This is a genomic window from Pelotomaculum terephthalicicum JT, from assembly GCF_022410535.1.
GTDB classification, from domain to species: domain Bacteria; phylum Bacillota; class Desulfotomaculia; order Desulfotomaculales; family Pelotomaculaceae; genus Pelotomaculum_D; species Pelotomaculum_D terephthalicicum.
Map to the genome: position 1 here is coordinate 1 of NZ_JAKNBL010000001.1, position 12,130 is coordinate 12,130.

Annotated in this window: 11 protein-coding genes; 2 read left to right on the forward strand and 9 right to left on the reverse strand. The window is 50.9% G+C overall.

The annotated features are described in order from the left end of the window. Positions 1-582 (forward strand): ABC transporter permease (locus L9W92_RS00005; RefSeq protein ID WP_240081717.1); only part of this gene is annotated, 582 nt, incomplete at its 5' end. Between the two features lie 5 nt (positions 583-587). On the opposite strand, the gene L9W92_RS00010 is transcribed toward L9W92_RS00005, so the two are convergent. Beyond that, positions 588-1,325: a YetF domain-containing protein gene (locus L9W92_RS00010; protein ID WP_240081718.1), complete on the reverse strand. Its 738-nt coding sequence runs from the start codon at positions 1,323-1,325 to the stop codon at positions 588-590. 118 nt (positions 1,326-1,443) lie between these two features. Between L9W92_RS00010 and L9W92_RS00015 the strand changes: the two genes are divergently transcribed. Further along, positions 1,444-1,584, forward strand: a complete 141-nt coding sequence (locus L9W92_RS00015; RefSeq protein WP_240081719.1) for a hypothetical protein — start codon at positions 1,444-1,446, stop codon at positions 1,582-1,584. A 20-nt stretch (positions 1,585-1,604) separates the two neighbouring features. On the opposite strand, the gene galU is transcribed toward L9W92_RS00015, so the two are convergent. The 8 genes from galU to murJ all read right to left on the reverse strand — a co-directional run bounded on the left by galU (position 1,605) and on the right by murJ (position 11,869). Beyond that, on the reverse strand, positions 1,605-2,474 hold the full coding sequence (galU, locus tag L9W92_RS00020; protein WP_240081720.1) for a UTP--glucose-1-phosphate uridylyltransferase GalU: 870 nt from the start codon (positions 2,472-2,474) through the stop codon (positions 1,605-1,607). 33 nt (positions 2,475-2,507) lie between these two features. Next, positions 2,508-3,602, reverse strand: a complete 1,095-nt coding sequence (locus L9W92_RS00025) for an MraY family glycosyltransferase (RefSeq protein WP_376741763.1) — start codon at positions 3,600-3,602, stop codon at positions 2,508-2,510. 203 nt (positions 3,603-3,805) lie between these two features. Further along, a complete protein-coding gene (gene fabZ, locus L9W92_RS00030) occupies positions 3,806-4,240 on the reverse strand; it encodes a 3-hydroxyacyl-ACP dehydratase FabZ (protein WP_240081721.1) in 435 nt (144 codons plus the stop codon). A gap of 90 nt (positions 4,241-4,330) precedes the next feature. Further along, positions 4,331-5,479 carry a glycosyltransferase family 4 protein gene (locus L9W92_RS00035; protein WP_240081722.1) on the reverse strand — a complete coding sequence of 383 codons (1,149 nt, stop codon included), beginning with the start codon at positions 5,477-5,479 and terminating at the stop codon, positions 4,331-4,333. A 116-nt stretch (positions 5,480-5,595) separates the two neighbouring features. Then, complete coding sequence (locus L9W92_RS00040; protein WP_240081723.1) at positions 5,596-6,723, reverse strand: glycosyltransferase; 1,128 nt, start codon at positions 6,721-6,723, stop codon at positions 5,596-5,598. A 1-nt stretch (position 6,724) separates the two neighbouring features. Continuing rightward, positions 6,725-8,953, reverse strand: a complete 2,229-nt coding sequence (locus L9W92_RS00045; protein ID WP_240081724.1) for an S-layer homology domain-containing protein — start codon at positions 8,951-8,953, stop codon at positions 6,725-6,727. Between the two features lie 388 nt (positions 8,954-9,341). Continuing rightward, positions 9,342-10,295, reverse strand: coding sequence for a polysaccharide deacetylase family protein (locus L9W92_RS00050; RefSeq protein WP_240081725.1), 954 nt, complete (start codon positions 10,293-10,295; stop codon positions 9,342-9,344). Then, the gene (gene murJ / locus L9W92_RS00055; RefSeq protein ID WP_240081726.1) at positions 10,292-11,869 is read right to left on the reverse strand and encodes a murein biosynthesis integral membrane protein MurJ; all 1,578 of its coding nucleotides are present in this window, start codon (positions 11,867-11,869) and stop codon (positions 10,292-10,294) included. The genes L9W92_RS00050 and murJ overlap by 4 nt, the downstream gene beginning before the upstream one ends. Positions 11,870-12,130 lie beyond the last annotated feature (261 nt).

The following is a 12,130-nucleotide window of genomic DNA, read 5'->3' on the forward strand; positions in this document are numbered from 1 at the left end:
AGAAGAATGCTCGGGGTAAATTACGTCAGGATGATTAACGTGCAGACCGACTCCCAGGAAAGCATGAGCTATGTCCAAAGCAGCATTGAGAATCTTTTGCGGCAAAGGCACCGCCTGACGGGAACCAGCTCTGACGATTTCAACGTGCGCAACATGGCTTCTTTGCTGGAAACAGTGGAAAGCACCTCAGCCGTGCTGACTCTGTTTCTGGCCGGTGTGGCGGCCATATCTTTGCTGGTGGGCGGCATCGGCATCATGAATATCATGCTGGTTTCCGTGACGGAGAGAACCAGGGAAATTGGCCTGCGCATGGCGGTGGGGGCCACTGAAAGCGACATCCGCAACCAGTTCCTGGTGGAGGCTCTCGCTCTTTGCCTGGTTGGCGGTCTGGCGGGAATACTGATCGGGATATCCGGGTCAAAAATCATCTCGCAGTTCGCCGGGTGGCAAACTACGATCACGCTCTCTTCCATTCTTCTTTCCACCGGCTTTTCAGCGGCAATCGGGATTTTCTTCGGCTATTACCCCGCTAAGAAAGCGGCGGGGCTGGACCCCATTGAGGCGCTGCGTTTTGAAAAGTAAACTTATTACTGCGGCATTTTCCCCGGCAGTTTATCAGTAATATCCTGTGTGTAAGCCATTTTATCCTGCTTCTTATCAACATAAAGATTACCGTCCTGATCCAGACTGGCGTAAAACACTTCTTGGAGTGACTGGATACCCTGTTTCTGTAATTCCCCCAACAGCCAATCCTCTTCCAGGTTGTTTTGCTTTAAATTTTGCCGGATAATCACCCCGTCTATCACTAATTCAGAAGGCACCCCTTTGTATTTGGACGGCATCTGGAGATCTTGGGGAGTAACCGGCGCAACCCGGCTTTTCAACAGCACACTTAATTCACCGTCCGGTTCAGCAATAGCATATTCAACATCCGCGATATTAAATACGTTCTTCTGGCGCAGCTGTGAGGTTAAATCATCTACTGTGTAGCGCATTTTATGCATATTTCCCTCAAGGATTACCCCGTTATGCACCACTATTGTCGGATCGTCGCTTAACAGCTTGTGCACGGGGCGGTACTTCACCCCAACCCATTCCGCAGCCATGGTTAAAACCAAAAAAATCAGCAGCGCGAACGCATAGAGTCCAGCCGGTGTTTTTAAATCAGTGGCCAGGCTGGCGGCTATGGAACCGATAACAATACCGTTTACCCAGTCGGCTATATTCAAACCCCCGACCTGTGACTTGCCGACCAATCTGGTAATAAAAATAACGCCGGCAAAAGCGCCTAGTGATCTGATTAATATTTCCAGATAATCATTCATAATTTAGCGCCCCTTCCAATATAATCTACAGAAATTAGTTTACCGGTTATAACGATGATTATACACGCAGGGTTTGACTTGCAAAATTATCGGGAATAATAATAGCGGGTGGGATTAAATGGAGAAATACAAAATCTTAAAAAAACTTCGCACAAGAAGAAAAATGTTCGAGAAATACCTTGGGCAAATTAAAAGCCCCGGCTGCAAGCAAGGGGCTTCGGTGAAAGAAGTAAATAAAACAAACCCCGCAGTTAGGTAAACTTTGCGGGGTTTGTTTTATTATTCTCCGGCCAACACTGTTTTCAAGTACTCCCTAAACCCTTCCGCCAGGTCGGGCCGCGCCAGGGCAAATTCCACCGTCGCCTGAAGATAGCCCAGCTTGTCACCCACGTCATAACGGCGGCCTTCATAAGCCAGACCGTACATTGGCTGCTCACGGCATAACACCTTCAGCGCGTCGGTAAGCTGAATCTCCCCGCCGGCCCCCGGCTTGGTTTCGGCCAGAATCGAGAAGATGCGCGGGTTGATAATGTAACGGCCCATCACCGCCAGCCGGGACGGCGCGCTCTCCACAGGCGGTTTTTCAACCAGATCAATCAGTTTGAACACCTTGTTTTTTTCCGGAACCGCGTCAATAATACCGTACTTATTTACATCTTCCCGGGGGACTTCATGAACCGCAACAATTGTGGATTGCAAATCCTCATATAGATCTATCAACTGTTTAAGACATGGCACCCGGCTTCTTATAATATCATCGCCCAAAAGCACCGCGAAAGGCTCATCGCCGATAAACTGGCGGGCGCAATAAATCGCGTGTCCGAGCCCTAAAGGCTCTTTTTGGCGCACATAATAGATATCAACAAGCTCGCTGATATCCTGCACCATTTGCAAAAGATCGAACTTCCCTTTTTCTTTTAACTGATACTCCAGTTCCAGTGACTTGTCAAAGTGGTCTTCAATAGCCCGTTTATTCCTGCCTGTAATAATCAGTATATCTTCGATCCCGGATGCAATCGCTTCTTCAATTATGTACTGGATTGTCGGTTTATCAACTATCGGCAGCATCTCTTTGGGCTGCGCCTTGGTAGCGGGCAAAAAGCGGACACCCAGGCCCGCCGCAGGGATAACAGCCTTTCTCACTTTCATCTGCATACCTCTCTCCCTCATAACTTCCCCCGTCTACATCCGGGAGGACCGTTGCTGCTTTCCGGATGACGGCAAATAAGAGCCTGGCTTCCCTATCCCGGTAACGCCTATCTTGTTCGCCGCGATTAAGATAATGGTAGAAAGCGCCGCTAACAACAGTACAGCCTGTTTTGGCGTAAGCAGCGTCAGCAAAATTGCGCTCAAGCCAAGGATAATGTTTACCGCATAAATACACAGCACCGCCTGGCGATGGCTTAGCCCCATCTCCAGCAGCCGGTGGTGCAGGTGCTCCTTGTCCGGCTGAAGAATAGGCCTGTGTCCGCAATACCTCCTGACAACGGCGAAAACCGTATCAAGCAGGGGGATCCCCAGAATTACCACCGGAATTATTACGGAAATAAAGGTAGCACCCTTAGCCAGTCCCATTATTGCCAAAACGGCCACGCTGTAACCCAGGAACATTGAGCCTGTGTCCCCCAGGAATATCCGCGCCGGGTAGAAATTATAGCGCAAAAAACCAAATATCGCGCCGGCCAGGATCAAGGCCAGGACAACAGCTCCCCTCTGGCCGGGTGAACTGATCTCGGCCCGGGTAACTTCAATCCATACGACCGCCGCCAGAGTCAGCAGGGCGATAAAGGTGGTACCCCCGGCGAGTCCGTCCAGCCCGTCGATCAAATTAACAGCATTGGTCACTGATACCAGCCATAACACAGTAACAGGTATACTGAACAACCCCAGGGCAATCATTTCCGCAGAAAACGGATTGGTTATAAATTTAACTTCAAGACCGAAAGGTATCACCGCAAAAGCAGCCACTATCTGTCCCGCCAGCTTGACCCGGGGTGATACCCCCCTGGTATCGTCGATTAAGCCAAGCAAGACAATTAACGAGCCACCGACAATCAACCCCATGGTTTGTGGGGTTACTTCTTGGGTAAGCAGCACTGCCGCCACAAAGCTCAGATAAACAGCCAGCCCGCCCAGCCTGGGCATCAGCCGCTCATGCACTTTTCTTCGATCGGGACGGTCTAAGGCCCCCCATTTAAAAGCCCACTTCCTGACCAGCGGGGTAACCAAAAGAGCTATTCCCAAAGCCAGAAGAATAGCCGTTACCGGTAGTTGCACAAAAATCCCTCCAGTAAGGCAAGTCCAAAGCACAACACTATAAATATTTTATCCGATTAAGCATTAATACGACAATTAGTAAAAATAATAGTAAACAAGCTAATTAAATGATTATTGTATATTTATGTATGTTTTTGCATACTTCTTTTTTTAAGACGCTGTATTATTTCCTCTTACGCCTTATTGCATTTAATTTCGCTAAATTAACCCTTGTTTTTTTGCACCATAAACATCAGTTCAGCTTCCGCGGCAATCTCTTCCTCCACATAAGCAACCGCGTAGCTTTTACCAACCGTACTGCGCAGCTTTAGCACCTCTACCTCAATGCGCAGCTGATCACCCGGAACAACCTGGCGGCGGAAACGAGCCTTGTCTATGCCGGCAAAAAGAGCTATTTTCCCCCTGTATTCGGGCAGTTTTAATATTGCCACCGCCCCTACCTGCGCCATGGCCTCAACAATCAGCACCCCCGGCATTACCGGAAAACCGGGGTAGTGCCCCCGGAAATAAGGTTCATTGGCAGTAACATTCTTGATCCCCACGGCTTTTTTACCTTCTTCCAATGAAACTATCCGGTCAATCAATAAAAATGGGTAACGGTGCGGCAATATTTCCTGAATCTGATTAATATCAAGCAAAAGAAATACCTCCTCAAATACAATTCAAGTATTCAGAATTCAGGAGTCAGAATTCAGAATAATTCAAGAAGATAAATCGTTCTCTCATTCTTATTCCCGAATACTGTATTGTAACTTATTACCTGTTATCATTTCGTAATAAAGACTGGTGATTTCATCCGCCATTTTCTCAGCGGAAAACCTTTTTTCCACTTCTTCCGCGGCCCGCAGCCCCATTGCCGCCGCCAAGTCAGGATTTTCCAAAAGGAAAATAACCTTTTCCGCAATGGCTTCCCCGTCACCCGGCGGGACAAGGAAAGCAGCCCGCCCGTCCTGACCGGCTATCTCCACCAGTCCGCCCACGGCACTGGCCACACACGGCTTGCCCAGACACATGCCTTCAATCATGCTAATGCCGAAAGCCTCCGTGAGCGAAGGTACCACCATCACATCCATCGCGGCAATGAACCTGGCAATATCGTCCTGATAGCCGGTAAAAAGCACACGCTCACCAATCCCTAAAATCTTCGCGGTCTCCTTTAAGCTATTAAGAAGAGAGCCGGTCCCCACCACGATAAAATAAACGTTCTCCAGCTTAGCCAGCACCGCGCGTGCCGCCTCCAGAAAATAACGGTGGCCCTTTTCCGGTTCCAGACGGGCTACCATGCCTACTACCCGGCTGTCTCCAACACCCGGAATAAATTTCAGTTTTTCCGGCCCGGCCTGCCCCCTTAGCTTTTTTATATCAACACTGTTATAAATCAACGCAATTCTCTCTTCCGGCACACCATTTAACAAAAGATCTTCTTTTACCGCCAGGCTGACAGCGATCACCTTGTGGCTGGTCAAGCGGTTTAAAAAAGCTACGACCCGTTTTTTAAACCAGCCCCGGGAGGTTTCCCAGTCCATCCGGTGTTTTGTGTAGACTATGCGGGGAACTCCGGCTGCTTTGGCCGCCATTCGTCCCGAAAAGGAAGCGTGTGTATGTACAATGTCTATCCGGCAATTCCGGGCAATGGCGCCTACTTCACGGATCAGGCCGGACAGGCCGCGCCCGCCAAAAGACCGGTCTCCGGCTAAATAGGAACTGGTGTATGTTTTGACACCCAGTGCAGCGCACTGCTCCAGCAGCAAAGACGCTGGCGGGCAGAGCACGTAGACCGCCAGCTTTGCACGGTCGTAATGCTCCAGGAAGGTCAATAGATGCCGGCCGGCCCCACCAATATTTGTATCACTGATAATGTGCAGTACCCTGAGCAACTGACACCTCATCCTCAGTAGTCAGAAGACAGAATAAAAGAAAGTTTATGGCCTTAAATATTCTGATTACTGATTACTATATTCTGAATACTGACTCCTGAATTCTGACTCCTGAACTATTTGTTCAGCACTTTCTCATAAACCTTGGCTGTTTCTCTTGCCATTCGCGCACTGCTGTAATTCTCCACAATAAATTCCCGCAATAATGAGCCCATACGCTTTTGGGCTTCCGGGGGCAACTGCAAGAATTCTCGAACGTTATTCTCAAAATCCTGAACGGTGGCTTTATTATTAAACTGACGCCCGGTAAAATTATCATTGATAAACAAAGGCAGACTACCTTCCTGAATCAACCCTCCATAGCCTTCCCCACCGGCTAAAATGACATTCTTGCCGCTGGCCATTGCTTCCAGCGCCACCCTGCTTACCCCAACGATCAAGTCGGCAGCCGCCATGATCAAGTTTACGTCGGTGCGGGCGCCCAACAGCCTGACCAACTCCACTCCTTTTCCGGCATTAACATCCTTCGCCCTGTCCGCCACTTCCCCGGCGCGTTTCCCGTCTCCCACGATCAACAGGCTAATAAACGGAAATTCACCATAAAGCCTGCCGCAGGCCTCAATAAGGTTCACCGCCACTGGAGCCAGCAATTCGTCAAGTCTACTGACATAAACAATCAACTTTTTATCTGAGCCGCCCTTTAGCTCACCCGCAATTTTCCCCACCGGCAAAGCCGGATTAAAAGCTTCAACATCTATTCCATTGGGGATTAACACAATATCCGCCTCCGCCAGACCAAAATACTTGATCATGTGTTCTTTCACGTCCGAACTGACGGCAATAGTCTTCTCCCCCCACATGGAAAAATATCTTAAAGGAAAGCCTGCCGTGAACATAGCGTGGGCGGTAGTGACCATATGAATCCCCGTAAGGCGTCTGGCCAAATCAGAAACAAAAGCCGGAATACGGGCATGCGCATGAACCAGCGCGACATTTTCAGCCGCGATTATTGATTTAATCGCGGCTACGGAACGATATAAGGAATGGAGCCTGGAATTATCAAGCGGCAACCGGTAATGCCTGATCCCGCTGCCGGCGATTGTTTTTTCAAAAACACCGCCGCTGGAAGCCATGATCACCCGGTATCCCATCTCTTTCAAATGGCGCGCCAAAACTACAGCATGTGTTTCCGCACCGCCTATCTCCAGACTCATCAGTGTTATTAACACTGTTACCGGCGCCACATCATTGTTCCACCTTCACATAGTTTAGCTCAATCAGCCGTGTAATTAAAACAGCTATCTCCGCCCTGGTAAGATTGGCCCCGGGTTTTAAGGAGCCATCTTCGTAACCTCTGATAATTCCCGCTGAAACAACCCTCGCCATTGACGCCCTCGCCCAATCGGGAACAATTCCGGCATCCTTGAAATCCAACCCTGTCTCCTTGCCTGCAAAATTAATGGCATGATCGAGAATGACAGACACCTCAGCCCTGGTTACCGGCCGGTCAGGCTGAAATGTTCGATCCGCGTACCCGCTCACCACACCGCGCGCCACGGCGGCGGCAACGGCATCCCGCGCCCAGTCAGGCACTTTGTCTTTAAAGTTCGGCTGCTCTTCACCCGGCGGCCACTGCTGCAGCCGCGCCAGCAAGGCGACGATTTGAGCGCGGGTAACCGGTTCCGCCGGACGATAGGTACCGTCTTCGTAGCCCTTGATAATACCGGACTCAGCTAATTCGTTGATTTGTTCCTCGGCCCAGTTGTCTACCGTGTCTTTGAATAAACTTGCCGCGCGAATTGGCACCTGTACAGTCAAACCCTGGTAGCTTGCCGCCAGTACACCTTTGCCGTCGTCTTTCCCCGGGTAAAATATACCGTTGTTTACCGTACCGGTACTGGCGTGGACGGTTACATAACGGGCTTCCAGCGGCAGCACCTGACCGTCCCGGGTCAGAATGCTAAAGGTCAATGTCACCGGTTGGCCGCTGCCGGCTTTGATAACCGCAGGCTCAACCTGCAAAGCCTTGATCTCATCACTGCCTATTACATGCACTTTTTTTGTTCCTTTAACCGTGCCGGAGGTGACCTCAATCACCACATCGCCGCCGCTGCCGGCGCTGAAAATACCATTGACAGCATTTCCTCCGCCATTGGCGCGCCAGCTAAGATTTTGCGGCTGCCACGGATAAAAGTGCGTGTCATAGCCTTTCACGGTATAGCTGCTGTCAGTCCCGGCCAACACCACATCCGGACCATTAATAATCAATCCCGCCGGCTCCCCGGGCGGGGCCGTGTTAAATATTCCCAAGCCGTCGGTTACCGGTCTTTGCCATCCTTCTTTAGGTTGAACAATGTTGGATATGTCGGTGTCACCAAGATGTTTCGCCACCATGGTGGTCGAGCCGCCGCCGTCCAGATTCAAAGCCGTTTCCACACCCATGGCCACCAGCAACTCAGCCAGTTCTTCCTGTTCCAAACCCCTGCTCCGACTGCTTTTTTCCACCGCGACCAGATAGAGAAACCTCCCGCTGTCAGAAGACGCGACTGCGGTGCGGGAATTGTTGCCTTTCAACTCTTCCTGAAACGCGGCCACCTTTCCCCCCTGCACCAAAAAGCTGTTGCTGCCCGTAGAAACTTCTATTTTTTCAAAAGCCGGGGTCGTTTGATAACTGACTTTAACCCGCGAGCCGACCGGCATGTTTTCAGACATAAAATCCGCGGCCGCGCCATGGCCCCAGAGAATATAACCGTTAGCGGGAATCGGCAGCGGCGCGCCGGCCACAACCTGTTTCGTCGCGACATTGTTTTCCACCACAATTTCCACCGCACCCGGCAGTTCATCATTGCCGCCGCGGCTGTATTGTCCCCAGTTCCGGTCGTACAGGGTGAGATGGTCGGTATCTGAAAGCCCGCCGTACTCCATGTTGTAAAGCGGCTTGTTCACGCCGAAAAGAGGAAACACAGCCCCGTTGCCGGCCTTCACTTCCCCGTTAAACTGAAAAAAGTCCATCAGCGGGCGCCCGTCCATGCCCAGGGCAAAAACCGGCATGTCATCGCGAATAATCGGGCTGGACACCAGTTTCCCATCCTTGACAATCATACCCAGCGGCTTGCCCTGGGCCATAATGAAAAAGCCGGCGTTTATCGCCGCCACCGCCCCGCTGCGCTCGGCCATTTTACTTACCTGCTGGGTACTCTCCAGCGTCCCGTCCGAACCGATCAAACCTTCTATTTTTACGTAAGGGTTTTTTAAATCAACCTGCAAAACCGCCATCCTGACCGGGTCGCCCTGCAGGTCCAGCGAGTAATCAATCAGGGCCACCCCTTCACCGACCGTTTCCATCTGCCGGCTTTGCACGCTAAAAAAAGAACCCCGCACCGGCAACACGCCGGCATCGGCACTCGCGGTCACCAGGCAAAAAAGAATGGCAACGGTCAATAACGACAAGGTTACCCTCATGATCATCTTCATCTGTGTAAACCCCCTGAGTTTAAACAATTTGGCCAAAAACTACAACATATCTAAATTCTACAAAACTGGTGCATTTCCTGCCATTCAGACAATAGTATCTTATCTGTAAGTATTTACCTCCATCGTTATTATTCCAGTATTCAGAATCCAGAAAACCTCAAACGATAAACCTGCCTCTCATTCTCAGTTCCGACTTCTTACTCCTTACGTCTGGCTTTCGACTCCCGGCTCTTGACATATTTACAGTATTTAGGAGTCAGTATTCAGAATATATTAAGAAGATAAACCGCTCTCATTCTGTCCTAAAAAATCTTAACCATTTTTATCAGTCAGACAATGAAGCGAAGCTTCATTGTCTGACTCCTGACTCCTCTTATTATTACCAGCTTCATAAAACGAAAAGCTCTGTCAAGCGGTTCAAGTACCTGAAGGTCACTTGCCTAAGCTGCCTGAAATAAGAATAATCCGGTTCAATGAACTTCGCAAACTGGTCCAGGGAGATATTGTCGTCCTCACTAATCCTGCGGATAACCTGAACGCTGTCGGCATACTCGTTCATACCTCTCCGGGTCGTGGCAAAATACTTGAATCCGGCCTTGCGGGCCATGCGCAGGGATGTGCAATTATAAGCCCCGAACGGCCAGGCCATGGTATCGACCTGCTTCTGCAGGTTGGCTTCGATCGTGGTGCGCGCCAGCAAAAAATCTTCATACAGCTTGTCGGCAAATTCCTTCTTTGTTTCACGGCGTCCAAGTTCCGGCCGATAGGCCCCGGCAACCGTCGCCGGCTTCAGGGATGTCCGCTCCTTGCCGGTATATACCGGGCAGTGCAAGCTATACGTATGCGCCTGGATATCGATCAAGCCGCTCCCTTCCATCTCCCTCATCTCTTCCCAGGTGAGCATGGGAGGCGCGTCCGGCCCAAAATACTGGTCCCTGTTGGCAATCAAAAAAATGGTGGCCGGCATGTTGTACTTTTTTAAAATAGGATATGCCACTTTATAATCACCTTCATACCCGTCGTCGAAGGTTATCACGAGCGCTTTTTCCGGCAATTTTTCACCGTATTGCATATGACTGATTAGCTTTTTCAGCGGAATCACCTGATAGCCGTTGTTGTGCAGAAATTCCATTTCCGCCGCGAAACTTGCCCCGGAAGTCAGATTCCTGCTGCGGTCAGTGATATTTTCCGCTGATATATTGTGGTAAATTAACACCGGAATACGTTGGGCACGGTTGGTCAAACCGGCCAAAACCGCCATCCAGGCCGCAAATACCACGCATATCAGCACTATGCCGGCAATCAGCCAGCGCAGCTTTGCTGCAATCGCTTCCTTCTTCAATCTTTCATACCCCCCGGCCGCTTATGCGATAAGTAATGTTTGATAAAATCCCAAAGCTGACGGGTCTCCTCAATACGCAAAACCGTAAGCGCAGCCAGATAAACTGCCAGGCCGGCCGCCGCGACCAGAACCATCTGCCCTGCCAGCGCGAACGTGCCGGACAAGGCCGGCAGGCCTATCCAACGGGTCATGGCCTCGACGGCGCCACCCATTGCTAGAGAAGCGAGTATGACATACAAGATAAACCGCCACATCTCCGGCGTCCACATACCGCCCAAGCGGCGGTTCAAGAAAAAGGTCAACAGGATCATATTAACCAGCGCGGCGATGGAGTTGGCCAGGGCGAGGCCGCCGTGCTGCAGGGAACCAATCAAAGCGAGGCTGAACCCGAGGTTGACCAGCACGGCCACGGCGCTGAGGATCATCGGAGTACGGGTATCCTGCAGAGAAAAAAAGCCTCGCGTCAGGATAAATTCACCGGCTTGGCCGATCAGGCCAAAGGAGTAAAAAAACAGGGCGGCGGCAGTCATATAAGTGGCACGGTCATCGAAAACACCCCGTTTAAAAAAAAGCGTTACCAGCGGCTCCCGCAGCATTAGCAATACAACCGCCGACGGGACACAGACCAATACAACCAACCGCAGCGAACGGAGCACCCCTTCCCCCAAACCCCGCAAGTCTTTTCCGGCGGCCCGGCGGGTTAAGGCGGGAAACACCGCCGTCCCCACGGCGGTGACAAAAAGGCCCAGCGGCATTTGAATCAGCCTGTTGGCATAGTTTAACGCTGAAATGCTTCCTTCGGCTAAACCGGAAGCCAAATAGCGGTCGATTAAAATATAAGTTTCACTAATCGAAAATCCCAGGGTTATCGGCAGCACCAGTTTAAAAATTCTTTTCAAGTCCGGGTGGTTTAAAGCCACTCCCGGACGGAAGCTAAATCCCGCCCGGCGCAAGGCCGGCAATTGCACAACCATCCCCGCCGCCCCGCCGGCCAGCACTCCCAGCGCCATCCCGTATATGCCCCATTGGCTGCTCAAGACCAGGACGGCAATGATCACCGCAAGGTTGGATAAAGGCCCGTTCAGGGCGGTGATCGCGAAAATGTTCCTGGCATTGAGCAGGCCGCTGAACAAGGCGGATAGCCCGCTGAAGATCAAGAACGGGAACATCCACCTGGTTAATGATGCGGCCAGGCTGAGCGTATCCCCGGGAAAGTCAGGCGCCAGCAGTTTGACCAGCCAGGGAGCCAAGAGCAAGCCCAAAGCGGTAGCCACGGCCAGCAGCAGCAGCAGCACATGAAAAAAAGTGCCGAACAAACCCCATGCTTCACGCTCCCGGCCGGCGGCGGCGTATTCAGAGTAGATAGGGACAACAACGGTCGCCAACGCGCCGGTGAAAAGATAAAACAAAACAGAAGGAAGCGAAAAAGCCACCAGGTAGGCGTCCATGACAGCAGTCGTGCCAAACTGCCGGGCAATCACCATTTCACGCACCAGCGCCGTCAACTTGGACGCAACGTTAAACAGGACGAGTACAATGGCAGCCCGGGCTACCGCCCCGGTAACGAATGACAAGGCCAACCGCCCCCTCTGAACATTTTGCTTATCGCTCAGCCCCTACACAAATTTAAGAAATTAAGTTAAGCAATATCGCCGCATAAAAGTAAAGACGCCAGCCTTGATGCACCGCCGTCTATTCGAAAAATCCGACATGATCATAACACATTTTACATAGATGCGCTAGACAGTAAATGAAAATGTTGATCATTGAGTCTTTCGCCTTCATGTTATAAAATAATCTAAAGCCTGCGCTGTTTTTAGTAGATTCTTAACGCC